Origin of the sequence: Acidiphilium cryptum JF-5 (genome assembly GCF_000016725.1) — a bacterium.
Lineage (GTDB): Bacteria > Pseudomonadota > Alphaproteobacteria > Acetobacterales > Acetobacteraceae > Acidiphilium > Acidiphilium multivorum.
Genome location: NC_009484.1, coordinates 2,832,024 through 2,856,382 on the forward strand (window position 1 = coordinate 2,832,024; position 24,359 = coordinate 2,856,382).

General features: G+C 67.8%; 25 protein-coding genes. 7 read left to right on the top strand and 18 right to left on the bottom strand.

Translation table 11 applies throughout. The features are described 5' to 3' along the window. The first annotated feature begins 118 nt into the window (after positions 1-118). The 6 genes from ACRY_RS15390 (at position 119) to ACRY_RS15410 (ending at position 5,712) form a co-directional block, all read left to right on the top strand. The gene (locus tag ACRY_RS15390; protein WP_050751125.1) at positions 119-1,318 is read left to right on the top strand and encodes an acyl-CoA dehydrogenase family protein; all 1,200 of its coding nucleotides are present in this window, start codon (positions 119-121) and stop codon (positions 1,316-1,318) included. Continuing rightward, positions 1,318-2,466 (top strand): CaiB/BaiF CoA transferase family protein, encoded by a 1,149-nt coding sequence (locus ACRY_RS15395; protein WP_012040154.1) that lies wholly within the window; start codon positions 1,318-1,320, stop codon positions 2,464-2,466. The genes ACRY_RS15390 and ACRY_RS15395 overlap by 1 nt, the downstream gene beginning before the upstream one ends. After that, the gene (locus ACRY_RS15400; protein ID WP_012040155.1) at positions 2,463-3,320 is read left to right on the top strand and encodes an FAS1-like dehydratase domain-containing protein; all 858 of its coding nucleotides are present in this window, start codon (positions 2,463-2,465) and stop codon (positions 3,318-3,320) included. The genes ACRY_RS15395 and ACRY_RS15400 overlap by 4 nt, the downstream gene beginning before the upstream one ends. Before the next feature lie 374 nt (positions 3,321-3,694). After that, complete coding sequence (locus ACRY_RS15405; RefSeq protein ID WP_012040156.1) at positions 3,695-4,564, top strand: MaoC/PaaZ C-terminal domain-containing protein; 870 nt, start codon at positions 3,695-3,697, stop codon at positions 4,562-4,564. After that, a complete protein-coding gene (locus ACRY_RS19815) occupies positions 4,561-4,731 on the top strand; it encodes a hypothetical protein (protein WP_155856387.1) in 171 nt (56 codons plus the stop codon). Before ACRY_RS15405 ends, ACRY_RS19815 begins: the two co-directional genes overlap by 4 nt. A 51-nt stretch (positions 4,732-4,782) precedes the next feature. Then, a complete protein-coding gene (locus ACRY_RS15410; protein ID WP_152982811.1) occupies positions 4,783-5,712 on the top strand; it encodes an SDR family oxidoreductase in 930 nt (309 codons plus the stop codon). A gap of 69 nt (positions 5,713-5,781) precedes the next feature. On the opposite strand, the gene ACRY_RS15415 is transcribed toward ACRY_RS15410, so the two are convergent. From ACRY_RS15415 to ACRY_RS15445, 7 genes are all read right to left on the bottom strand, one after another. Then, the gene (locus ACRY_RS15415) at positions 5,782-6,102 is read right to left on the bottom strand and encodes a hypothetical protein (RefSeq protein ID WP_012040158.1); all 321 of its coding nucleotides are present in this window, start codon (positions 6,100-6,102) and stop codon (positions 5,782-5,784) included. Further along, positions 6,080-6,733, bottom strand: coding sequence for a hypothetical protein (locus ACRY_RS15420; RefSeq protein WP_012040159.1), 654 nt, complete (start codon positions 6,731-6,733; stop codon positions 6,080-6,082). Before ACRY_RS15420 ends, ACRY_RS15415 begins: the two co-directional genes overlap by 23 nt. Positions 6,734-6,772: 39 nt before the next feature. Beyond that, positions 6,773-7,528 carry a C39 family peptidase gene (locus ACRY_RS15425; protein WP_012040160.1) on the bottom strand — a complete coding sequence of 252 codons (756 nt, stop codon included), beginning with the start codon at positions 7,526-7,528 and terminating at the stop codon, positions 6,773-6,775. A gap of 57 nt (positions 7,529-7,585) precedes the next feature. Next, positions 7,586-7,981, bottom strand: coding sequence for a hypothetical protein (locus tag ACRY_RS15430; RefSeq protein WP_007422629.1), 396 nt, complete (start codon positions 7,979-7,981; stop codon positions 7,586-7,588). A gap of 93 nt (positions 7,982-8,074) precedes the next feature. Continuing rightward, the gene (locus ACRY_RS15435; protein WP_012040161.1) at positions 8,075-8,662 is read right to left on the bottom strand and encodes a hypothetical protein; all 588 of its coding nucleotides are present in this window, start codon (positions 8,660-8,662) and stop codon (positions 8,075-8,077) included. Between the two features lie 250 nt (positions 8,663-8,912). After that, the gene (locus tag ACRY_RS15440) at positions 8,913-10,262 is read right to left on the bottom strand and encodes a hypothetical protein (RefSeq protein WP_012040162.1); all 1,350 of its coding nucleotides are present in this window, start codon (positions 10,260-10,262) and stop codon (positions 8,913-8,915) included. Continuing rightward, positions 10,252-11,307, bottom strand: a complete 1,056-nt coding sequence (locus ACRY_RS15445) for a sigma-54 interaction domain-containing protein (RefSeq protein WP_012040163.1) — start codon at positions 11,305-11,307, stop codon at positions 10,252-10,254. The genes ACRY_RS15440 and ACRY_RS15445 overlap by 11 nt, the downstream gene beginning before the upstream one ends. A gap of 380 nt (positions 11,308-11,687) precedes the next feature. Between ACRY_RS15445 and ACRY_RS15450 the strand changes: the two genes are divergently transcribed. Next, on the top strand, positions 11,688-13,616 hold the full coding sequence (locus tag ACRY_RS15450) for a methyl-accepting chemotaxis protein (RefSeq protein ID WP_012040165.1): 1,929 nt from the start codon (positions 11,688-11,690) through the stop codon (positions 13,614-13,616). 39 nt (positions 13,617-13,655) lie between these two features. Here ACRY_RS15450 and ACRY_RS15455 read toward each other — a convergent pair whose 3' ends face one another. The 11 genes from ACRY_RS15455 to ACRY_RS15505 all read right to left on the bottom strand — a co-directional run bounded on the left by ACRY_RS15455 (position 13,656) and on the right by ACRY_RS15505 (position 24,328). Further along, positions 13,656-14,603: an SMP-30/gluconolactonase/LRE family protein gene (locus ACRY_RS15455; protein ID WP_007424626.1), complete on the bottom strand. Its 948-nt coding sequence runs from the start codon at positions 14,601-14,603 to the stop codon at positions 13,656-13,658. After that, complete coding sequence (locus ACRY_RS15460; protein WP_007424627.1) at positions 14,600-15,550, bottom strand: ABC transporter permease; 951 nt, start codon at positions 15,548-15,550, stop codon at positions 14,600-14,602. Before ACRY_RS15460 ends, ACRY_RS15455 begins: the two co-directional genes overlap by 4 nt. Further along, positions 15,547-16,545 (bottom strand): ABC transporter permease, encoded by a 999-nt coding sequence (locus tag ACRY_RS15465; RefSeq protein ID WP_012040166.1) that lies wholly within the window; start codon positions 16,543-16,545, stop codon positions 15,547-15,549. The genes ACRY_RS15460 and ACRY_RS15465 overlap by 4 nt, the downstream gene beginning before the upstream one ends. Then, on the bottom strand, positions 16,535-18,016 hold the full coding sequence (locus ACRY_RS15470; RefSeq protein ID WP_012040167.1) for a sugar ABC transporter ATP-binding protein: 1,482 nt from the start codon (positions 18,014-18,016) through the stop codon (positions 16,535-16,537). The genes ACRY_RS15465 and ACRY_RS15470 overlap by 11 nt, the downstream gene beginning before the upstream one ends. Further along, the gene (locus tag ACRY_RS15475; RefSeq protein ID WP_012040168.1) at positions 18,013-19,137 is read right to left on the bottom strand and encodes a sugar ABC transporter substrate-binding protein; all 1,125 of its coding nucleotides are present in this window, start codon (positions 19,135-19,137) and stop codon (positions 18,013-18,015) included. The genes ACRY_RS15470 and ACRY_RS15475 overlap by 4 nt, the downstream gene beginning before the upstream one ends. 84 nt (positions 19,138-19,221) lie before the next feature. After that, the gene (locus ACRY_RS15480) at positions 19,222-20,136 is read right to left on the bottom strand and encodes an SMP-30/gluconolactonase/LRE family protein (RefSeq protein WP_012040169.1); all 915 of its coding nucleotides are present in this window, start codon (positions 20,134-20,136) and stop codon (positions 19,222-19,224) included. Between the two features lie 102 nt (positions 20,137-20,238). Next, positions 20,239-20,859: a 2-dehydro-3-deoxy-6-phosphogalactonate aldolase gene (locus ACRY_RS15485; protein ID WP_007423376.1), complete on the bottom strand. Its 621-nt coding sequence runs from the start codon at positions 20,857-20,859 to the stop codon at positions 20,239-20,241. Continuing rightward, positions 20,847-21,737 (bottom strand): 2-dehydro-3-deoxygalactonokinase, encoded by an 891-nt coding sequence (locus tag ACRY_RS15490; protein WP_012040170.1) that lies wholly within the window; start codon positions 21,735-21,737, stop codon positions 20,847-20,849. The genes ACRY_RS15485 and ACRY_RS15490 overlap by 13 nt, the downstream gene beginning before the upstream one ends. Before the next feature lie 27 nt (positions 21,738-21,764). Next, positions 21,765-22,538, bottom strand: coding sequence for an SDR family NAD(P)-dependent oxidoreductase (locus ACRY_RS15495; protein WP_012040171.1), 774 nt, complete (start codon positions 22,536-22,538; stop codon positions 21,765-21,767). 45 nt (positions 22,539-22,583) lie between these two features. Beyond that, positions 22,584-23,357, bottom strand: coding sequence for an ATP-binding cassette domain-containing protein (locus ACRY_RS15500; protein WP_007423380.1), 774 nt, complete (start codon positions 23,355-23,357; stop codon positions 22,584-22,586). Further along, positions 23,354-24,328: an ABC transporter permease gene (locus ACRY_RS15505; RefSeq protein ID WP_012040172.1), complete on the bottom strand. Its 975-nt coding sequence runs from the start codon at positions 24,326-24,328 to the stop codon at positions 23,354-23,356. The genes ACRY_RS15500 and ACRY_RS15505 overlap by 4 nt, the downstream gene beginning before the upstream one ends. Positions 24,329-24,359: the final 31 nt, after the last annotated feature.

Sequence of the window (24,359 nt, forward strand, 5' to 3'; positions counted from 1 at the left end):
ATCACGTTTGGCACCGGCGGACGTTAGGATGGAAATGGCGGCAGACTTAGCTATTTTCAGATCGGGATACCATGGTCCATGGTGCCGCCCGCTGCATAGCCCACCGTGGAGGAAGCATTTGACCCGTCCGTCTGCCGGCCCCGCCGATCATCCAGAGACCGTCTCCGGCGACGACCCGCACGCCGCCATCCGTGCCGAAGTGGCGCGGCTCTGCGCCGGCTTTCCCGGCGCCTACTGGCGCGAGCTCGACCGTGAGGGGACATACCCCGAAGCCTTCGTCCGCGCCCTGGCGGAGGGCGGCTGGCTCGCCGCGCTGATCCCCGAGGAATATGGCGGCTCCGGCCTCGGCCTGTCCGCCGCCGCGGCGATCCTCGAGGAGGTGCAGCATGCCGGCTGCAACGGCGCGGCGTGCCATGCGCAGATGTATATCATGGGCGCGCTGTTGCGGCATGGCAGCGAGGCGCAGAAGGCGCGCTACCTGCCGCAGATCGCCCGCGGCGAACTGCGGCTGCAGGCCTTCGGCGTGACGGAGCCGACCAGCGGCACCGACACCACGGCGCTGCGCACCACCGCCCGGCGCGAGGGCGACCATTATGTCGTCAACGGCCAGAAGATCTGGACCTCGCGCGCCGAATATTCCGATCTGATGCTGCTGCTCGCCCGCACCACGCCGCGCGAGCAGGCGCAGAAACGCACCGACGGGCTTTCGGTCTTCCTGCTCGACATGCGCGAGGCGCGGCAGGCGGGCCTGACCATCCGGCCGATCCGCACGATGATGAATCATGCGACGACCGAAGTGTTTTTCGACAATGTCCGCGTGCCGGCGGAAAACCTGATCGGCGAGGAAGGCAGGGGCTTCCGCTACATCCTCTCCGGCATGAATGCCGAGCGCATCCTGATCGGCGCCGAATGCATCGGCGACGCCAAGTGGTTCATCGACAAGGCGACCGCCTACGCGAAGGAACGCGTTGTCTTCGGCCGGCCGATCGGCCAGAATCAGGGCGTGCAGTTCCCGATCGCCAAAGCCTATGCGCGGATGCGCGCGGCGGAACTGATGGTCCATCGCGCCGCCGCGCTGTTCGAGGCGGGACAGAACTGCGGAGCCGAAGCCAACATGGCCAAGATGCTCGCCGCCGAAGCCTCGTGGGAGGCGGCGGAAATCTCCGTTCAGACGCACGGGGGCTTCGGCTTTGCCGAGGAATACGATGTCGAGCGGAAGTTCCGCGAAACCCGCCTCTACCAGGTCGCGCCGGTTTCGACGAACCTGATCCTTTCCTATCTCGCCGAACATGTGCTCGGCCTGCCGAGGTCCTACTGATGCCGGACCTGCCGCTCGCGGGCCTGCTCGTCGTCGCCATCGAGCAGGCCGTCGCCGCCCCGTTCTGCACGTCGCGCCTCGCCGATGCCGGGGCGCGGGTGATCAAGATCGAGCGGCCGGAAGGTGATTTCGCCCGTTTCTACGACGAGGCCACGCCCGCCGGCAGCTCCTATTTCGCCTGGCTCAACCGCGGCAAGGAATCCGTGGCGCTCGATCTGCGGCAACCGGCGGCGGTGAACCAACTCGCCGCCCTGATCGCCCGGGCCGACGTGCTCGTGCAGAACCTGAAACCCGGCGCGCTCGACCGGCTCGGCCTGCCGGTCGAGACATTGCGGCGCCGCCATCCGCGCCTGATCTGCTGCTCGATCACCGGCTACGGCGATGACGGCCCGCTCGCCGACCGCAAGGCATACGACTTGCTGATCCAGGCTGAATCCGGCCTCGCCTCGATCACCGGCGGGCCGGGCGAGCCGGCGCGGGTCGGCATTTCGGTGGTCGACATCTCGACCGGTGCCACCGCGCACGCCGCGATCCTCGAAGCGCTGATCGCCCGAGGCCGGACCGGCGAGGGGGCCGATATCCGGATCTCGATGTTCGACGTGATGGCTGACTGGCTGGCTGTGCCTCTGCTCAACACCGAGGCCGGAAACCCGCCCCGGCGCGTCGGGCTCGCCCATCCCTCGATCGCGCCCTATGGCGTTTTTGCTGCCAAGGATGGCCGGCAGCTGCTGATCTCGATCCAGAGTGAGCGCGAATGGCGCGTCTTCTGCCGCGACGTGCTGCTGATGCCGGACATGCCGCAGGACCCCCGCTTCGCCGACAACGTCGCGCGGGTGCGGCACCGGCACGACACCGACGCGGCGGTGGGCGCGGTCTTCGCAGCGCTGCCGGCGGCGGCGCTGATCGCGCGGCTGACGGAGGCCGGCATCGCCTTCGCCGAACTGAATGACATGGCCGCCCTCGTCCGCCATCCTCATCTGCGCCGCATCGCGGTCGGCAGCGCCGCGGGGCCGGTGTCGCTGCCCGCGCCGGCGCCGATCCTGCGCGGCGCGGCGCGCGATTACGGCCCGATCCCCGCGATCGGCGAGCACACGGAGACAGTTCTCGCCGAATTCGGATTGTCCCCGCCTCCGGAGCCCGCGCCATGACGATGACGCTCGATATCAATCACCTCAAATCCTGGATCGGCCGCACCGAAACCGCGCGCGATGCCGTCGCCCCCCGCCTCGTCCGCGAATTCGCCGCGACATTCGACCGCGACGATCCCGCGCCCCGCGCCGGCGATCCCGCGCCGCTCGCAATCCATTGGTGCCTCGCCCCGCCCACCGCGATCACCGCCGCCCTTGGGCCGGATGGTCACCCCGCGCGCGGCGGCTTCCTGCCGCCCGTGCCGCTGCCGCGCCGGATGTGGGCCGGCGGCACCTTGCGCTTCGCCGACCGGCTGCGCGTGGGCGACGAGGTGGAGCGCCGCTCGCGCATCGCGGATGTCGTGGTCAAGGAGGGGCGCGCCGGCCCGCTCTGCTTCGTCGCCGTCGATCACGAGATCGTCTCGCCACGCGGCCTCGCCCTGACCGAACGGCACGACATCGTCTACCGCGCGGCAGCGGGCGGTGGTGCGCCACCTGCCGAACCCGTGCCGCTGGGCCCGCCGCCGGAGGATGCCGAATGGCATCGCGACATGCAGGCCGGCCCGGTGACGCTGTTCCGCTATTCGGCGCTCACCTTCAACGGCCATCGCATCCACTACGACCGATCCTACGCGCGCGAGGCGGAATCGTATCCCGGCCTGATCGTCCACGGCCCGCTGCAGGCCACGCTGCTGCTCGACTTCGCCGCAGAGATTGGCGGCGCCGCGCCACGGCATTTCACGTTTCGCGGCCTCAGCCCGCTGTTCGACTTCATGCCCTTCCGGCTCGTCGCGCGGCGGACCGGCACGGGCCTCGCGCTGCGGACCGAAACCGGCACGGGCACAAGCACGATGGAAGCATCCGCCGACTGGTAAAGCGGTCATGCGACATGCTCCGCATGGCCGCGACGTGCGGGAAGCAGCGCCGCGCCGAACAGCATGGGCAACCGAAGCTCCGGCGCCATTCCGATTGTCATTCATGAGTTCGGATGCTATCCGGAACGGAATCTACCTCGGAGAGGTTCACAGCCCATGAACGTTCCGGTGCCGTCAGGATCGCGTGCGGCATACGACGGCCTGGACGAGCGCGGCCTGATCGCTGACGCGCGGTCGTTGCGGACGTAAATCGACATGCGCCGGCCATTTCTAACATTCGGGAACCTTGCGCTGCTTGCCCGTGCATGCCGGAATGCTGCCGGACATCCGGTTTGCCCCGAGCCTGCAGGTTCCGGTGAACCTGAGGAGGAATTGTGACAATCGATCCCGAATTGCTGCTGAATTTTCCGATCCCCGATATCAGTCAACGCGTTACGCCCCGTGACGTCGCGTTTTATGCGTTGTCGGTCGGCATGGCGCAGGATCCGACCGATCCGCGCCAGCTCGACTTTGTCGATCAACACCGCCAGCTGCACGCTCTGCCGTGGATGGCGCTCGTGCTGGGGCATCCGGGATTCTGGCTTACCGATCCGCGCATCGGGGTCGACGCGGTCCGTCTCGTGCATGGGGAACAGGCGCTCGAGCAGCATTTGCCGCTGCCCGTCGAGGGCGAGATCGTCGGGCGCACACGGGTGACCGGCCTGGTCGACAAGGGGGCCGGCCGCGGCGCGTTGCTCTACATGGAAAAGCAGGTTCTGGATGCGGCGAGTGGCGCGCTCTACGCCACGGCTCGCAGCACCACGTTCCTGCGCGGCGACGGCGGTTTCGGTGGCCCCACCGGCCCGGTGCGGCGGCCGCCGCCGGTGCCGGGCGGCCCGCCGGATTTCGTCGTCGAACTGCCGACCCGGCCGGAACAGGCGCTGTTCTATCGCCTCAACGGCGACGACAATCCCCTGCATGCCGACCCCGCCGTGGCCGCGGCCGCCGGTTTCGAGCGGCCGATCCTGCATGGGTTGTGCACCCTCGGCGTGGTCGCGCATGCGCTGCTGCGGACCCTCGGCGATTACGATGCGACCCGCTTCCGCGAGCTCCAGCTCCGCTTCACCGCCCCCGTCCTGCCCGGCGAGACGATCCGCACCGAGATCTGGCGCGATGGATCGTTCCGCGCCCGCGTGGCCGAGCGCAATGTCATGATCGTCAACCACGGTCTCGCGCGATTTGCCGGGGCTGGCGCGTCGCCGTGACTCGCGCCGTCGTCCCGCCGCGCGAGAAGATCCTCGACGGCTCGTCGCTCATGCCGACGCTCGCCTGGTCGGCCGGCATGCAGGCTGCGCAGCTTCTCGGCGCCGATCATCGCGAGGGCCGCGCAGCCTTCTTCGCAAAGAGGGCGGCGGCATTCCGCGGTGAATAGACGATCCGGCCCGCCATTCCGCGGCGGTCGCCGGTGACGCGCAAGAGGACCATGAACGAGATGCACGCAGCGCCGATGTTGGAAGGCCGGGTCGCCATCGTCACGGGGGCGGGCAGCGGTATCGGCCGCGCCGTTGCAGTCGCGATGGCCGCCGCCGGCGCCGCTGTGGTGATCGCGGATATCGGCGTCTCGCCGGCCGGCGAAGGCGGCTCCTCGGTTCCGGCCGAGCAGACGAAGCTGATCATCGAGGCGGGCGGCGGCCGTGCCGTCGTCTGTGGCGAGACGGTCAGCCGTTGGGACTCTGCCCGCCGCATCGTCGAGACCGCGTTCGACGCTTTCGGTCGCCTCGACATCGTGGTCAATAACGCCGGAATCCTGCGCGATGCAATCTTCCACCGAATGACGCCGGAGGACTGGCTTTCGGTGGTCGGCGTTCACCTGAACGGCAGCTTCTTCGTCAGCCGTGCCGCCGCCGAACATTTCCGCCGCCAGGAATCCGGCGCCTTCGTGCACATGACCGGCACGTCAGGGTTGATCGGCAATGCCGGTCAGGCGAACTATGCGGCGGCGAAGCTCGGCATTGTCGGCCTGTCGCGGTCGATCGCGATCGACATGCAACGTTACAATGTCCGTTCCAATGCCGTTGCGCCTTTCGCCTGGACGCGCGCGGCCAGCGCGTTCCGCGCCGAAACGGAGGATGACAGGGCTCGCATGGCACGCCTTCAGCAAATCAATCCCGAGCATAATGCGCCGCTCGCCGTCTTTCTCGCCTCGGACGCGGCACGCGACGTGACCGGCCAGGTTTTCACCATCCGCCGGAACGAGATCTTCGTGATGAGCCAGAGCCGGCCATTGCGCTCCGTGCAGCGCGATGGCGGATGGACGCCGGAACTGCTCCGCGATCATGCATTTCCCGCGCTGCGTTCGTCGCTGACGCCGCTGGAGCGTAGCCACGACGTGTTTTCCTGGGAGCCGGTCTGACGAGCGACAGCGCGCCGGAAGGCATGGCGCACTCGCGCACTTTCCGATCCTGCCGGATCGGATGACGCTCTAACGGCCGTTGAGCGTGATCGTGACCTGGCCGGCCGGCAGACCGAGATCGCCGGGCTTGGCGGTCAGCTCGTCCCAGAGCGCAACCCGGCCGCGGTCCGGCACGCGGATGACCACCGGCGGGGAGGCGATCCCTGTGCCGGTGGTACGGGCCAGTGCCGCATCAGGCAGGGCAACCAGCCGTAGCCCGGCGAAATCTCCCGGCCGCGGGGCCGCGGGGCCGGCCGCATATGAAGGCCCCGCAGCCCACAGCGCGATGCCGCAGCCGAGCAGAAGGGCGGTCGCGCGCCGCGCTACGCTAACGGAGATTGCGCGTCGCATCGGTCATGGCCTGGGATATCATCATGGCATGCGCCTGGCCGGTCAGCAGCGTGGACATGCCGGTCGTGCCGATATCCACCGCGATCTGGTTCTGGATCAGCGCATTGTTCGCCGTATTGGCGATGATGGTGGCGATGCCGCTTGACGAGAAGGTGGTCGCGACATTGGTGCCGCCGACATTCGAGACGCTGTGCACCAGGGCCGCCGGGGAAGTCACGGTCGGGGCGGGAAGGGGCGTCGGAACAGACGGGGTGGCAGTGTTGGGAGCGGGCGGTGTCGGCGGGGCCGAACCCGTCGCGCCAACCGATGGCGTCGTGGTCGTCGCGATCGAGGGCAGCGACAGTGCCGCAGTCGCCGGGCCGAACGCGAGATGGATTTGCGGGATCGCCACGGCGGCGATGACCGTGCCGTTCACGGTGGTCACCTGCCGGTAGGCGAAGTCGACCGTCAGTTGCGGCGTCAGGTCGAATCCGCCGCGGATCGAGGCAAGGCGCGCATCGCTCAGCGCCGCGCCGGCCCCGAGCGCCGCGAATGGCCCCGCGGCCTGCGCCGATGCCGCGCCCCCGGCCGTGAAGGCCCCGAGCAGCGCGGCACTGCGGAGAATACGCGAAATCGCGGAACGATCGGTCATGGTCATGGTCCTTTCGTGGGCGTCATGCCGCGAGCCGCTTCAGAAGCGGTTCGCGATCGGGATCGTCACCTCCTGCAGCCTGGCGAGGCTCAGCGCATAGCGCGCGATCTCGGTCGGCGCCGGAGGGCTCCCCTGCCAGAGCGACGGATCGTTGTAGTTTTTCTGTGCGATCTCCGCCTGGCTGAGGATGAGGAAGAAGATGCCGCTCCATTGCTTGCGGAATCGCGCGACGCTCTCCGATCGCAGGCCGACCGCCGGATCGGAGAGCAGCACGCGGCCTTCCGCGATACTGCGGACAACGACGAAATGATGGTAGCCATGGTCGTTGATCAGCACGATCGCCGGCACATGCAGCCCTGCGAGCTTCGAGAGCGGCGCGTCGAACCCGCCGGAGGGAATGCCCTCGCGCGCGAGATAGGTCTTCATGTCGAGCAGCGAGAAGCCGTATCGCTCGATCGCCTCGCGATTGCCGTTCCGGAACATGGAGAGGAAGACCTTCTTCTCCGTCACCGGCCGATGATAGGCATAGGTCAGAAGCGTTGCGAGCGCCGCCGATCCGCAGGAAAAATCATAGGCCTGGTGAATCGTCTGGCTGAACCGCATCGACTCGAAACTCTGGATCGGCATGTTGACGCTGCCGGCACCGAGGCTCAGTCCGTTGATCGGAAAATTGCCCGCCGCCGCCGGCCCGGCAATCCCGCAGGCGAGGCAGAGGGCTGCCAGAATGGCGCGGCATCCCGGCGCATGCGTGCCGGAAAGCCTGGTCCGGTCGCGAGGCTGAGGGGTCTGCGTCATCGTCGTCCCTCTCGGAAATTGCGCCGCCGCGGAAACGGCCGCGGCGGCGCGGTGGCGTCAGTGCATCGTCACGTTGATGGTCATCGTGTTCTGGATCAGCGCGTTGTTGCCGCTGTTCTGGAACACCGTGGTGATTCCGGCATTGTTGTTGATTGCGTTGCTGGCGCTTACCGTTCCGGTAACCGCGCCGCGGCCGACCGATCCGCTCACGGAGCCGTCGGTCGTGGCGTTCTGGATCACGACGCCGCCTGCGCGCAGCCGGCCCAGGGCGGCGCCGTGCAGCTCGTTGCCCTTCAGCGCGCCGAGCAGCGACGTATCCGGGGCGCCATTGCCTGCCGCGCGGGCGAAAGGCGGCGCCACGATCATCGCGCAGCCGATCAGCGCGAGGCTGGCCACGGTCACCCGCACTATCCGCCGCGCCACGCCGGTCGTCCGGCCATCAAGCCTGTCCATCGCACTCTCTCCCGAAAGCCATGGCCCGGACGGGCCGGACCATGGCGGTTCCATTCGATGTCGTCCGGGCCGCGTGAGGCCCGGACGGACCGATCAATGGAACACGGAGGTGTTGGAACTGCCCGAAACCACGGACGACAGCGCGACCGTGTTCTGCTGCAGCGAGTTCACGCCGGCGTTGACCTGCGCCGTCACGATGCCGGTGCCGTTCGCCGTGTTGTTGAGGGAGGCGTTCATCGAAACCACCGGTGCTCCGGATGAACCTTTGCCGTTCCGCCCCTTCTTCCAGTCCATGCCGCCCGGCCCGCCACTGCCGCCGCCGCTCGCCATGGCGCCGGCCATGACCGAGCCGTTCGTCGTCGCGGTGGCGAGGTGGTAGTTCGAGATCGTCTTGTAGCTGTTCGCGAAGTTCGACAGCGAGGCGCTGATCGCCAGGCTGTGGTTGTTCGCCGCCACGCCGCCGGACGACGCCGCCGCCATGTTGGTCTCGGTCTCGTTGTTCGAGTTGGCCGTCCGGCTCGACCAGGACTGGTGGTTTGAGTTGTTGGTGTTGGTCTTGTTGTAGCTCGACACGGTCGAGTGGCTCGGTCCGTGGGAGCCGCCGTTGTCCGCATGGGCCACGCCAAAGCCGAGCCCGAGGGCGAGGGCCGAGACGCCGGCGAAAAGAAGGGAAGTCCGCATGGGTCACTCCTGTGGTTCGGGTTGCGTGGGCCGGGTCGCTGCGCGCGCCGCGGCCCCTGCAGCCGCGGGCCGGATGGCGGATCCCGCATCTGCATGAACATTCATCAGCAAGCCGCGTGCCAATCCGCGCATCACGGTCAATGGGCTGAAAAACAAGGGAAAAATGGTGTCTGGCCCGATTTCGCCGGCTGGCCCCGCCGTATCATGAAACGGCTCATGAAACGCGTGATACGGATACATGTGCGATCCCTCAGAACCGGATCGGCACGTCGATGAGCACCTTCGCGACGGGCGCATTCGGGCCCGCGCCGATGCCGACGCCGAGATTGATCGTGGTGGATTTCGAGAGCTGGTAGCCGACGCCGAAATTGAACGTCCCGAAATCGTAGGAAGACCCCTTCACCGCCGCATGGTTGAACGTCGCGCCGAAAACGTGTTCCTGCTGGTAGCTCAACGTGAACGTGGTCTGATCGTTGAGGGCGAACCCGATGCCGAACGTGGCGGCCACCGCGTCGCCCGGCTTGGCGTCCGCCGGAATCGGCGGTCCGCCGCCCGGATCCTGCACCTCTACCGTCCGGCCGAAATTGTGGATGTAAAGCAGGTTGGCGAACAGGATCCCCGGTGCCGTCGGGTAGAGCACCGTCAGGCTGGGTTCAAGCGAATAGAACCCGGTGCCGGTCGGCACCTTCTTCTGGATGCCGGAGATGATCCCGCCGTTCGGATCGTTGGTGGTGTAGACCGGCACCGAGAACGGGCTCGTGCCCGTCGCGGTCTTGAAGATCGCGTTTCCGACCAGGATCGGCATGCCGTCGGCGCCTGAATTGAACTGGTAGCTGGCGCCGAACTGGATGTCGCCGAGTCCCGCCGCATGGGCGCTCGGGGCGAGCACGTTCACCGTCGTCCCGCCGCCGCTCTGCTGCAGGATCGATTGGGTGACGGTCTCCTGATAGGCGTAGACGAAGGGAATCTTGGCGCTCAGTTCCAGCCGGTCGGTCAGGCCGTAGCGCAGGGTCAGCGCCGGCGTGATCACGCTCTGCCGCACGCGCGCGAGCAGAAGCTGACCAAAGGTGATGCCGGGCAGGATGGTGAACCCGTTCAGGCTCAGCTGGTCTTCCGCCGAGTAGTCGTATTCGAGCGAGGGATCGATCACGAGCGTGCCGCGCGGGGTCAGCACGCCGCCGACCGATTGCAGCGGCGAAGTCTGGAGGACCCTCGCCTCCCGCCGTTCCTTCGGCTTGGGTTCGGTGATCGGCGCCGAGGTCTGTTCCGCCGATGGCGGTGCGGTATCAGCGGGCGCCGTGGCGTCGGCGGGATTTTGTGCGGCGACGGTCGGTCCCGGTCCCGCCCCCCTGATGCGCCGCATCTCGGCATCGAGCAGCGCGCCCTGGCGGTCGAGCTCCGCGCGCTCGCGGTCGAGTTCGGCCCGTGTCTTCTCCAGCCGCGCCTCCGCGCGCGCGATGCTGGCCCGCAACTGTTCGAGCGACGCGCCGTCGCCCGCCGCCTCGGCCGGCGCCGCAGCCGCGGGCAGGGCGAATCCCGTCGCCGCGAGCAGCGCCGCCGCCGCCGTGGCCCGGCGGCGCCGTCTGGTATCAGTCCTCATCAATGGTCTCCCTGTTTGGGTCGGTCGTCGCCGCGCGCTGCAGCACGCGGTAAAGCGTGACGCGGGCAATCCCGAGCTCCCGCGCGGCCCTGGCGCGGTTCTGGCCGCAGCGTGCCAGGGCCGCGAGCACGGCCTCGCGGTCGATTGCGCCATGCGGGCCGGTGGCGACCCGTTGCCGTGCCGTCTCTCGTGGCGCGGGCAGGGCGAGGTCGGCCGCCTCGATCAGCCGTCCGCTGGCCATCACCGCGGCGCGCCGAACGGTCGAGACCAGTTCGCGCACATTGCCCGGCCAGCCGTGCCGGCGCAGCGCCGCCAGCGCCTCGGGCGAGAACCCGTCGATCGCGAGGCCGAGTTCGCGGACGGCGCTGCGCAGCACGACCATGGCGAGGAGCTCGATATCGCCGTCCCTGGCGCGCAGCGGTGGCATCTCGATCTGCAGGACGTTGAGCCGGTAGAACAGATCCTCGCGGAACCGCCCGTCCTCGATCGCGCGGTGGAGATCGACATGGGTGGCGGCGATGACGCGGGTGCGCACGCTGACCGGCTCGCGCCCGCCAAGGCGGAAGATCTGCCCCTCCTGAAGGAATCGCAGCAGATGACCCTGCAATTCGAGAGGCAGGTCGCCGATCTCGTCCAGGAAGAGAGAGCCGCCATCGGCCATCTCGATCAGCCCGACCCGCCGGGCGGCGGCCCCGGTAAAGGCACCTTTCTCGTAGCCGAACAGTTCCGAGGCAATCAGGCTGGCGGGCAGGGCGGCGCAGTTGATCGCCACGAAACGGCCGTCGCAGGCGTTTGACCGGTCATGGATCGCGCGGGCGGCGAGTTCCTTTCCCGTGCCGGTCTCCCCGGTGATGAGCACTGGCGCATCGACAGGTGCGAATCTCCGGATCAGCTCGAATGTCCTGAGCATCGCCGGAGACTGGCCGACCATCACCCGGTCCGCTGCCGCTCTGCCGCCCGCACCGCCGGTATGGGCCTGTGCCCCGTTGCCAAAGACGGACTCGGCAGGTCGGGCGGCGAAACCTTCGTAAGCGGTATGTCGCATGGCCTCCCCACTCCGTGGATCGCGGGGGGGGATGCTATCAACGCGGCCTCATGAAATTATTGCAGAATGTATTAAAAATATTACGATATGATCCAGAATATAGTGATAGAAAATAATCTTTAAAAATACAACCAGAAATTTTGTTGAAAAGGTCATTTCCGTCGAAATAGTACCTATCGTTATTATTCTTCTGGATGATGCGCCAAGATTTAAAAAACGAGACTTTTCTATTTCATGGGCCAATGAAATATATTGCAATTTCCGCATATAAATGAAAATCTGACGCACTGGTCCGGTTTTTTTTCGCCTTCCCGACCGGGCAAAACGGTTCTTTAACCAAGAGCTGGCATGCATGCGCGACGCGTCTGTGGAGGCATGCAGTGCTCAACAAGCTTTCGATCCGTTACCAGTTTGCCGCGCTCGGTGCGTTCGGCATCGTGATGACGCTTATCGCCATGGTTCTCGGGCTTCTTGCCTCCTACCAGATCGGAATGCAGGGCAGAAAGGCGGAAATCCGCGCCCTTGTCAGTGATGCCGTCAACATCACCAGCAGCTTCGTCAAGATGGCGGAGAGCGGATCCATGCCGCAGCCGCAGGCGAAGGCGCTCGCGCTCAAGGCGCTCGGCGCCGCCCGGTTCGATCATGGCGACTACTATTTCGTGGACAGCCGCAAGGGCATCGGCCTTCAGCATGTCGACAAGGCCTTGATCGGCACCGACCGCTATGATGCGAAGGACATGTTCGGCCACTACACCGACCGGGTCATGATCGATTCGATCCGCGCGGGGCACCCTGCCTTCGGCCACTATTACATGCCCAAGGCTGGATCGACGAAACCCGAGCCCAAGATCTCCTTCATGGGCCAGGTTCCCGGGTGGGGCTGGTACATCGGCACCGGCGCCTACATCAACGACATCAACGCCGAGTTCTGGCGCAATGTCTCGCGTTTCGCCGCGATCTTCGTGCCGATCTTCGCGCTGTTCCTCATCGTGATGTATCTCATCCAGCGCAAGATCAGCTCGATCCTGCGGGCGATGACCGCGGCGATGACCCAACTCGCACGGGGAGATTTCGAGGCCCTCGTGCCGTTTACCGACCGCAAGGACGAAATCGGGGGAATGGCGCGCGCGGTCGAGATCTTCAAGTCGGCGGGCATCGAGAAGGCGCGGCTGGAGGCCGAGGCCGCGGCGCTCGCCCGCCAGCGCGAGACCGAGCGCGCCCGCGCCGATGCCGAACGCGAGGCCGCCGCCAAGCAGCTGGCCCTTGTTCTCGATGCCGTCGCCGGCGGCCTCGAACAACTGGCGGCCGGCCGGCTCACCTTCCGCCTGAACGAGGCCTTCTCGTCCGAATACGAGCGTCTTCGCAACGATTTCAATGTTGCGATGGACCGCCTGCAGGAGGCGATGCGCGTTGTGGCCGCCAACACGTCGGCGATCCGCTCCGGAACGAACGAGATTTCCTCGGCCGCCGATGATCTCTCGCGCCGCACCGAGCAGCAGGCCGCCACCCTCGAGGAAACCGCCGCAGCACTCGAAGAGATCACCGCGACGGTGCGCAAGACCGCGGAGGCCGCGGTCCATGCGCGCGGTGTCGTCGATACGGCGCAGCACGACGCCCAGCGCGGCGGCACCGTGGTGTCCCAGGCCGTGCAGGCGATGGGCGAGATCGAGGCGTCGTCGAAGCAGATCGGCAACATCATCGGCGTGATCGACGAGATCGCCTTCCAGACCAACCTGCTGGCGCTGAACGCGGGTGTCGAGGCGGCGCGGGCCGGCGAGGCGGGGCGCGGTTTCGCCGTGGTCGCCTCCGAGGTGCGCGCGCTGGCGCAGCGTTCGGCCGACGCGGCCAAGGAGATCAAGACGCTGATTTCCGCATCGAACCAGCAGGTGGTCGCGGGGGTCGACCTGGTCGGGCAGACCGGCCGGGCGCTGGAGCGGATCGTTGCCCAGATCGGCGAGATCAACGGCGTCGTCGGCGAAATCGCCGCCTCGGCGCAGGAGCAGTCGACCGGGCTGGTGCAGGTGAATACCGCCGTCGGCCAGATGGACCAGACCACGCAGCAGAATGCCGCCATGGTCGAGGAATCCACCGCCGCCAGCCATAACCTCGCGCAGGAGGCGGAACAGCTTGCCAGCCTCATCGCACGGTTTGATCTCGGTGGCGTCGTGGACACGGCGCCGCGACCGGTGAAGCCGCGCCCTGCCGCGCCCGCAAGGCCGGCGCCGCGTCACGCGCCAAGACCGGCCGTCCTCGCGGCTCTCCCGGCGGCTCCAGGCCGTGCCGACGCCGATGACTGGGAAGATTTCTGAACCACCACCATCCCCGCCATCGGGACGATGGCGGGGATTTCAGCCGCCGCGCACGCCCTGGGTGTTGACGTAGAGCGCGTAGATGCTCCGGCTCGCCGCCATGAACAGCCGGTTGCGGTGCCGTCCGCCAAAACAGACATTCGCGCAGCGTTCCGGCAAGGCGATGCGGCCGATCGGCGTTCCCTCGGGATCGAAGACCATCACCCCGTCAAGCGCCGGGTCGCCCATGCCCCAGCCGCACCAGAGATTGCCATCGATATCGACGCGGAAGCCGTCCGGCGTGCCGCCTGGGCCGGCATCGATCAGCCGCCGGTTGTTCGCAAGGCGGCTTCCGTCCACCACGTCGAACACGTGAATGGCGCGGTGGGGCTCCGATCGCGAGGCGACGACGTAAAGCCGGCTCTCATCCGGCGAGAACGCCAGTCCGTTCGGTCCCGCGATGTCGTCGGCCACCATAGTGACAGTGCCCGTCACCGGGTCGATCCGGTAGATCGCCGGGGCCAGCTCCGCCTCGGCGCGATGCCCCTCATACCACCCGGCAATGCCGAACGGCGGATCGGTGAACCAGATGCTGCCATCGGATTTCACCACGACGTCGTTGGGCGAATTGAGCCGCCGCCCGCCGAATCCGTCCGCCAGCACGGTGATGCTGCCGTCGATCTCGGTGCGGATGACACGCCGCCCGCCATGCTCGCAGGTGATCAGCCGTCCCTGCCGGTCGCGGGTGTTGCCGTTGGCATGGCCCGAGGATTGGCGGAACACGCTGACGCTGCCATCGGTCTCATCCCACCGCAGCATCCGGTCGTTCGGAATGTCGCTCCACAGCAGGAAGCGCCCATCGCCGAACCAGACCGGCCCTTCGGCCCAGCGGCATCCCTCGGCCAGCCGCTCGACCGCCGCGTTGAACAGCCGGTAGCGCGCGAAGGACGGCGAGAGCGTGTGGATCGCCGGATCGGGGTAGCACCCGGCCGGCTGCCAGGCGCTCACCGTTCCTTCTCCCGCCCATAGGCGAGCAGCAGCGCGAGGATGACGACGCCATAGGCGATGCTGCGGACATAGTCGGGCATCGAAAGCGCGAGCAGCACCGAGACCAGCACGGTCAGGCTGACCGCGCCGGCGGCGACGCCGAGATAGTTCCCGCGCCCGCCGAGGATGTTTACGCCGCCGATCACCACCGCGGCGATCGAGGTGAACAGGTAGGGATCGCCGAGCCCGAGCGAGGCCTGCCCGCCGAAGCCCACCAGCATGACGCCGCCGAGTGCCGCGAACCCGCCGCACAATGCATAGAGCAGGATCGTCATCCGCCGCGCGTCGATCCCCGCGAGGGTCGCGGCGAGCGGGTTGGTGCCGAGTGCGTAGGTCGCGCGTCCGAAGCGCGTCACGGCGAGGGCGCCGCTCACCAGCGCGGTAATCACCGCCCAGAGCCAGAGCGCGTCGGGAATGCCGAGCAGGGTGCCATGCGCCAGGGTCTGGATCGCCGGCGGCGCGTAGGACGAGCACGACGAGCAGGTGAAGCCGCCGGTCAGCCCGAGGGTCAGCCCCTCGACGATGCCGTTCATGGCGAGAGTCATCACCACCGCGGGAATGCCGAGGAAGGCAACACCGATCCCGTTCGCGGCGCCGACGAGCAGCCCCATGCCGAGGGCGACCACGATCGCCTCCGGCGCGGCGGCGTTCTTGCCGAGCGAGGTGGTGGTGAGCAGGATCGCCGCGGCGTTGAGCACCCAGGGCACCGAAAGATCGATGCCGCCGATCAGGATGACGAAGCACTGCCCCGCCGCCACCAGGCCGACGAAGGAGGCGATCACCAGGATCGAGGAAACGCTGCCGCCGGACAGGAAGCCGGGATGGGCGGCTTCGCCGATCAGGAACAGGGCGATGGCGGCGGCGATCGCATAGAGGATGCGCCGCGTGTCGACGGAGAGCGCGCTCATCGCCGCCGCCTGATCGCGCCGCCGATGGCGCCGCCCAGCACGACCGCGATGATCAGGAACACGCCTTCGTAGAAGGACTGGTAGAGCGGGTTCACGTGACCAAAGAACAGGATGTTGACGATGAGGGTGGTGATGAAGGCGCCGGCGATCGCGCCGATCGCCGAGCCGCGTCCGCCGAACAGCGAAATACCGCCGAGCACGACCGCGACGATCGATGACAGCGTGTAGGAGTTGCCGGTCGTCGCGTCGCCCGCTGTGGCCGAGGCGGCAAGGAACAGCCCGGCCGCAGCGCCCAGCGTGCCGTCGAGCACATAGGCGATGATCTTGGTGCGCAGCACGTTCACGCCCAGCGCCGAGGCCGAGGCCTCGTCATTGCCGATCGCATAGAGATCCACGCCCATGCGCGACCGCCGGAACGCCGCCCAGCCCAGGCCCAGCACCAGGATGTAGACCAGCGCCCACGGCCCGTTAGGGTTGACCAGCAGGTTCGTGTAGGCGGGTGGGATCGCGCCGCCCGGCTCGGGCAGGACGCGGATCGCCAGGCCCTGGAAGATCGACAGGGTCGCCAGGGTGACCACGATCGGCGGCAACCGGCCGAACGCGACCAGCAACCCGTTCACCAGCCCGCAGGCCGCCCCCGTCATCAGGATGATCGCGGACCAGCCGAGCGCGCTGCCAAGCGTCTTGCCCATCGTCACGGCGGCCATCGCATTGGCGAGATCGACGACACCGCCGACCGAAAGGTCGATTCCGCGGGTCAGCACCACGAAGCTCTGCCCGACCGCGGCAAAGACCAGCGGGATGGCGGAGTTGACGGCCGAGGTCAGCTCGAAATTGCCCGGCAGGCGATGCTGTTCGATCCCGTAGATCAGCGCGAAGCCGAACACCGCGAGGATCAGGATCGCGCAGGCGAGGATCAGCCCGATATTCTGGGCGATCGTGTGGCCGAGGCGGCTTCCGCGCGGCAGCGCGGCGGCCGTGGCGTCAGGCGGCATTGGGCACCTCTTTCTGACCGGATTCACGCATGGCGGCGGCGACGATCGCCTCCGCGGACAGGTCCGCCGCCGCAATCTCGGCGACGAAGGCGCCGCGCCGCATCACCTTCACCCGATGGCAGAGATGGGCGAGTTCCTCGGCATCCGACGAATAGAACAGGATCGCATAGCCCTCGCGCGCGAGCCCGGCGACGAGTTCATAGATCTCGTGCTTGGTCGCGACATCGACGCCGCGGGTGACGTCGTAGAGCAGCAGGATGCGCGACTGCGTCATCAGCCAGCGGCCGAGCAGCACCTTCTGCTGGTTGCCGCCCGACAGCGCGCCGACGCGCTGCGCCGCCGAGGGCGTCCGCACGGCGAGCCGCCGGATGTTTTCAGCCACCAGCGCGCGCTCCGCCCCCAGCCGCAGAATGCCGAAACGGGAGAGCCGACGCAGGATCGGCAGAGTGAAATTGTCGCGCACGGAGAGCGACAGGAACAGCCCCTCGCTCTTGCGGTCCTCCGGCACGAGCGCGATGCCGGCGCGCATGGCGTCGCGCGACGAGGCGATGCGCACCGGCTTGCCGTCGATCTCGACCCGCCCCTCGCGGAAGCCTGGCGCGCCGAACAGGCCGAAGAACAGGGCGCGATGGCCGTGCCCGGCGAGGCCGCCGATGCCGAGGATCTCACCCGGATGCAGGTCGAGATCGAGCAGCCCGGTCCCCTCGGCCCGCGCGCCGCGCAGCGTGAGGCGCGCCGGCGCCGCCGGCGGGGCGTCGCGCGGCGGAAAGACCGCATCGAGCTTCTGGCCGGTCATCAGCGTGATCGCCTCGTCCTCGGCGATCGAGGTGAAGGTGCCGACATCGGTGCCGTTGCGGAAAATGGTGATTTCGTCGGCGATGCTCGTGATCTCGCCCCAGCGGTGCGAGGTGAAGACGATCGCCGCCCCCTTCTCGCGCAGCGCGCGGATCTGCCCGAACAGCCAGGCCACCTCGCGCTCGACCAGCGCCGAGGTCGGCTCGTCGAGCAGCAGCACCTGCGGCTCGGACATGATAACCCGGGCAATCTCGATGATCTGTCGCTCGGCGAGCGAGATATCGGCGGCAAGGGCGCGGGTGTCGATATGGGTGATCCCGAGGCCGGCGAGTTCCGCCTCGGCGATCGCCGGCATCGCGGCCCGGTCGATCAGGCCGAGCCCGGTGCGCGGTTCGCGGCCGAGCAGCAGGTTTTCCGCCACGGTCATGAAGGGCAGCAGCGTCAGCTCCTGGAACACGGTGCCGACGCGCAGCCCGCCATCGGCCATTTCCACCGTGCCTTCATCCGGCGGGATGCGGCCGCCGAGAATCTTGATCAGGGTCGACTTGCCGGCGCCGTTCTCGCCCACCAGCGCATGAACTCTGCCGCGTGCGACGGCGATCGAGGCCCTGGTAAGGGCCTTGACGCCGCCGAACGACTTGCTGATGCCACGCGCCGCGATTGCGGGCGCGGTCATGCCTTGGGCAGGTGAACGGTCAGCTTGCCGCCGCAGGGCTTGCCATGCAGCGCGGCATCGACGCAGACCTTCACGACCGCGTCAGGTCCGCTGTCGGTGAAGTCGGCGAAGAAGCTGTCCGGCAGGTTGGGGAACACCGTCACGCCGGGTTTCACCGTCGCGTCGGTCACGAACGGGAACGGAATGGTGATGTCCTTGCGCGGATACTTCTTGTTCAGCACCTGGCGCGCCAGTTCAAGGGCGACGAGCACCAGATAGGGCGGCTGGCCGATCGACAGGCCATCGACCTTGTGGCCCATGTAGCCGACCATGAACTTGCGGAACCCGTTCTCGGCCTCGCCGGCGGTGGGCGGCAGCGGACGGTTGGCGGCGATGAACGCCTTCAGCACGCCGTCGGTTCCGCCCTGGCACCAGATGCCGTCGACCTTGGGCAGCGAGGGCAGCACGGAGGCGGTGTTCTTCTCCGCGGTCGCCGAATCCCAGTCGCCCGCGAAGCGGCTGACCACCTTGATGCCGGGGTGCTTCTTCCACACCGATTCGGCGCCGAGATTGCGCTGCTGGTTCACCGTCGTGCCGGCAACGCCGGTCACCATGATGACGTTGCCCTTGCCGCCGAGCTTCTTCACCAGCCACTCGGCGAGGGTTTCGCCGAACTTGAACTGGTCGGTGTTCACCTTCAGCGCCGCCGGCGTGGTGACGACATTGTCGAAGGAGACGACGAGGATGCCGCGCGCATGCGCCTGCTGGATGATGCCGTTCAGCCCGGTCGGCGAGGCGGCGTCGACCAGGATGGCGTCGGCCCGCTCGGCGATCATGCCGGAAATCTGCTGGCTTTCCTGCGAGACGTTGTTGCCGGAGTTGTAGTAGGAGCCTTCGATCTCGCTCTTGTACGGCTCCATCTGCAGCGCCGCCTTGAAGAGGTTGACCATCTCGATGCGCCACTCGTTGCCGATATACGAGTTCGAGAGCGCGATCTTGAGCTTGCGGCCGTTGGCGAGGCCGAAGCGGGGCAGGGCGGCCAGGCCGAGCCCGCCCGCGAGGCCGGTGATCAGCGTGCGGCGCGTTGCGCCCGTCAGATCGAGGCCGCCGATCGGATCAGCGGTCTGGTTGTCGAATTCCATGAACATCCTCCCTTCATTCTGGACGGTTTATTATCGGTTCGATACAGCACTTCCCGGTGGCTGACAAACGAAATAAAGGTGCAGTTACACTGTCTTGTTGCCGCGGACTGCGACGTAGAGCGCGTAAACCGAACTCGTCGCCGTCATGAACAGGCGGTTGCGGTTCGGTCCGCCGAACACGAGGTTGCTGGTCGCCTCCGGCAGGTCGATCTTGCCGAGCGGCGTGCCGTCCGGCGCGAAGACGGCAACGCCGTTCGCCGTGCCGCAGCTCGACCAGACATTGCCGTGCTCGTCGAGCCGGAAGCCATCGGCGAAACCGTTCGGGATTTCCGCGAAGACCCTGCCCGGCCCGAGCCGCGCGCCGTCGATCACGTCATGCACCCGGATGTGATGCGGGCCATCGGGCCGGTGGGTCATGCCGGTATCGGCGACATAGAGTTTCGATTCATCCGGGCTGAACGCGATGCCGTTCGGCCGCTCGTAATCGCTGGCGACGATGCCGAGCGCGCCGCTGGCCGGATCGAAGCGATAGACGTTGCAGGCGCCGATCTCGCTTTCCGCGCGATGGCCCTCATAGTCGCTCCAGATGCCGTAATCGGGGTCGGTGAACCAGATCGTGCCGTCCGATTTCACGACGACGTCGTTGGGCGAATTCAGCCGCTTTCCCTCGAAACGGTCGACCAGGATGGTCACCGAGCCGTCGTATTCGGTGCGGCTGACACAGCGGCCGCCATGCTCGCAGCTGATCAGCCGCCCCTGGCGGTCGCGGGTATGGCCGTTGGTGTACCGCGCCGGCGCGCGATAGACGTCGACCGTCCCGTTGGTCGTCCAGCGCATCATCCGGTCGTTCGGAATGTCGCTCCACAGCAGGCAGTTCTGCTCGCCGATCCACACCGGCCCTTCCGCCCAGCGGAAGCCCGTGGCGATTTTCTCGATTGCCGCATTGAACAGCAGCATCGAACGAAAGCGTTCGTCATAGACGTGAAAAGCCTCGGACATGGCGGCGCCCTTCCCCCTCTTCGTTGCGGCCGGCTTCTCCGGCCCTTGCCGTCAAACGATAAAAGACAAACGCCGCGAAGACCAGAGGGGGGCGCGGCCCGGTCAGGCCTTGAGCGCAGAGATGAACGCGTCCGCCTTTTCGCGCACCGCGGCGGCGTCATCGCCCGGGCGATAGAGCCCGGAGCCGATGCCGAATCCCATCGCCCCGGCGGCGCGCCAGGGCGCCATCGTCTCCGGCGAGACGCCGCCGACCGGCAGCACCGGCAGCGCCGGCGGCAGCACCGCGCGCAGGGCCTTGAGCACCGCCGGGCTCGCCGCCTCGGCCGGAAACAGCTTCAGCCCGTCCGCGCCGGCCCCGATCAGCGCGAAAGCCTCGGCCGGGGTGAAAAAGCCGGGCAGGGCGAGCAGCCCGTGCCGCTTGGCCTCCCGCACGAGATCGGGATCGGCGTGCGGGGTGACCATCAGCCGTCCGCCGGCGCCGGCAAGCCGGGCGATGTCCGCGGCCGTCATCACCGTTCCGGCCCCGATCAGCGCGCGGTCGCCGAAGCGGCGGGCGAGGCGGGCGATGCTCTCGAACGGGTCGGGCGAGTTCAGCGGCACCTCGATGATCCGCAGCCCGGCCCCGACCAGCGCCTCGCCCACCGCCTCCGCCTCGTCCGGCGAAATGCCGCGCAGGATCGCGACCAGCGGGCAGGCGTCGAGATGATCTTTCAGTGTCGCCATGGAAGCTGCTCCCCGAGCCGGGCAAGGCCAAGACAGGCGGCATCGCCCGCCCCGGCGTCATGAATTCGCGCCGCGCCGCCGCACAATTCGATCGCGTCGCGGTAAAGGCCGCACAGCGCGGCATCGCCGATCAGCGTCACCTCGGCCGCGCCCGGCGGCAGCGCGTGGCGCACCTCGTGGCCGATCAGCAGGCCCGAGAGATAGGCGCGCGCGGCGGTCTTCGCCACGCCATCGAGCAGGACCCTGGTCCGCACGCCGAAGAGATGGTGCAGCAGCCCGCCCGGCTGGCCCGCCCGGGCAACGCCGTCGGCGAAGGCGGCCGGGTCCGGCGCGCCGGCCTCGATCGTCTGCGCGAGGATCGTCGCCCCGCCGATCGCGGCGAACGCCTCGCCGGTCATGTAGGAGCGGAACCCCTCGATCCGCCGGGCGGCCACCGTAGCCCATTTCGAATGGCTCCCCGGCAGGCAGACGAGCCGGCGCGCGTCGCCGTCCGCGGCGCCGACGATCTGCGTCTCCTCGCCGCGCATCACTTCCGGCACTCCCGCTTCGTCCCGCGCCGCAAGTCCGGGCAGGATGAACACCTCCGCCGCGTCGAACGCCACCGGCCGCGCCGCGGCGGCGATGGCGCCGAACTCCGCCGGACAGTCGAGATACGGCACTTCCTGCCAACCCTGGCGGCTGCCGGCCATGCCGGCGATCAGCACGCGCCGCTCGCCGGCCTCCAGCCAGTCGCCGGCGATGTCGCGCAGCGTGTCGGCGAAGCCGCCCGGCTTCACGCTCAGCACGCCGCGATCGGCACGCCGCACGTCGCGGACCACGCCATCCTCCGCGATGCGGAAGGCGCGCAGCCGCGTCGTCCCCCAGTCGAGCCCGATCATCGGCGGCCGGTCATCCGCCCGTGCCGCTCAGATCCACCCGGCGTCGACGAAGAAATTGTGGCTGGTCACCATCCGGCTGTCGTCGGCGGCGAGCCAGAGCACCATCCGCGCGACATCGGCGGGCGTCAGCTTCTGCTTGAGGCACTGCTGCTTCATCAGCGTTTCCTCGCCTTCCGGCGTCAGCCATTTCTCGATCTGCCGTTCGGTCATGATCCAGCCCGGCACCACGCAGTTCACGCGGATGTTGTCCGGCCCGAAATCCCGCGCGAGGCTGCGCGTCAGCGCCTCGATGCCGGCCTTGGCGGTCACGTAGGCCGGCATGCCGCCCTGGCCCTTGTGCCAGCTGCTGGAGCCGAAATTGACGATGGCGCCGCCGCCGGCGGCCTTCATCATCGGGATGATCGCCTGGGCGGCGAAGAACTGGTGCCGCAGGTTCACCTGCAGCCGGTCCTCCCAATATTCCACCGTCACGTCCATCGTCGGGTGGCGCTCGTCATGGGCGGCGTTGTTCACCAGCACGGTGAACGGGCCGACCGCTTCCGCCCCTTTCGCGATCGTGGCCTTGAGGGCCTCGATGTCGCGCAGGTCGCACTGGAAGAAATGCGGCGCGGCATGACCCTTCGCCATCACCTGCTCGACCACGCGCTGGCCGCCCGCCGCGTCGATGTCGACGAAGACGATGCGGCTGCCCTGCTCGGCGAAATGCTGGACGACGGAGGCGCCGATGCCACCGCCGCCGCCGGTGATGAACACCGCCCGGTCCTTGAGGCTCGGATAGATTGCGTTGGCGTGTGCGGTCATGATGATCCTTCTTCCGTCGTGATGTATCGTCGCCGGCTCAGGGCGTCAGCGCGCCCTTGCCGCGCGGTATTCGCGCCGCACGATCTCGAGCAGTTCCTCCACCGAGGTGTCGCGCGCCGCCCCCGAGAACGTCACCTCGCCATGCTGCATCAGCATGACGCGATCGGCAATCTCCAGGGTCTGGGCATAGTTGTGCATGATCATGATGATCGAGATGTCGCCGCGGGCGCGCTGGCGCTGGATCAGGTCGATGATCAGCCCGGCCTCGCGCGCGCCCATCGCGGCGAGCGGCTCGTCGAGCAGCAGGATCTTGGCATCGGTATAGACCGCGCGGGCGATCGCGATCGCCTGCCGCTGCCCGCCCGAGAGCATCTCCACCTCCTCGTCGACCGAGGGGATGTTGACGCCGATATCCTCGAGCGCCTCCGCCGCGCGCCGGCGCATCGTCTTGTGGTCGAGCATGCCGAGCGGGGTCCTGAGCTCGCGGTTCAGGAACATGTTGTGATAGATCGGCAGTGTGTTGACCAGGGCGAGGTCCTGATACACGCACTCGATGCCGAGGGCCCGCGCATGATCCACCGAGGCGAGATCCACCGCCTCGCCCTGCACGTAGAGCTGGCCGGCGGTCGGCTTGTGAAAGCCGGTGATGATCTTCATCAGGGTCGACTTCCCGGCGCCGTTGTCGCCGAGAATGCCGAGCACCTCGCCGCGCTTCACGTGCAGCGACACGCCCGACAGCGCCGTCACCGCGCCGAACGACTTGACGATGTTCTCGGCCCGCAGCGCGTCCGGCGCCGCTCCGTTCACGGTGGCGCTCATCGCCGTCCTCCCTTGCGCATGCCCTGGACCCGGATATTGGCGACCATCGCGATCAGGATGGCGGCGCCGATGATCATGTCGAAGGTGAAGGCGTTGATGCCGGCGAGGGTGAAGCCGTCCTGCAGCACGCCGAGCACGGTGGCGCCGAGCAGCCCGCCGATGATCGTGCCCGAGCCGCCGGCGAGGCTGGTGCCGCCGATCACGCCCGAGGCGACGGCGAGGAACATCACGTTGGTGCCGCCGGCGAGCGGATCGGTCGAGCCGATGCGGAACGCTTCCAGCAGGCCGGTGATGCCGCCGAGCACGCTGGTGAGCACGAAGTTGCCCACCTTGATCCGCGCGGCGTTGATGCCCGCCTCGGTCGCCCCGGTCAGGTTGCCGCCCACCGCGATCGTGTGCAGCCCCCAGCGCCGGTGGCGCAGCACCATGTGCATGATCACCACGATCAGCAGCGCCCAGAGGAATTCGCTGTAGCCGGCCGCGCCGAAGATGTTGGCGATCGCCGTGCCGCCCGGCGTGTTCACCGGATAGCCGCGCGAGATGGTCAGGGTGAAGCCGTTGATCAGGAACAGCGTGCCGAGCGTGGTGACGAAGGAGGGCACGCGCAGCAGCACCGTGATGCCGCCGTTGATCAGCCCGACCACGGCGGAAACCAGCAGCGCGAGCACGATGCCGACGAACAGGCCGAGCCCCGCCTTCACGCTGAACGCCATGATGAACGGGGCGAGCGCGAAGACCTGGCCGACCGACAGATCGATCTCGCCGCAGATCAGCAGCATGATCTCGCCGCAGGCGATGATGGCGGCCGGGGCAATGAACTGCGACAGCGTCTGCAGGTTCGGGCCGGAGAGGAAATTGTCGTTGCTGATCGCGAAATACGCGAACAGCAGGATGGCGACGACGAGAATGCTCGCCTCGCGCAGCGCGAACAGGCGGGAGCCGTGTCGGCGCAAACTTTTGGACTGGCTCATGCCGTTCCCCTGATCTCAGGCGCCGCCCCGC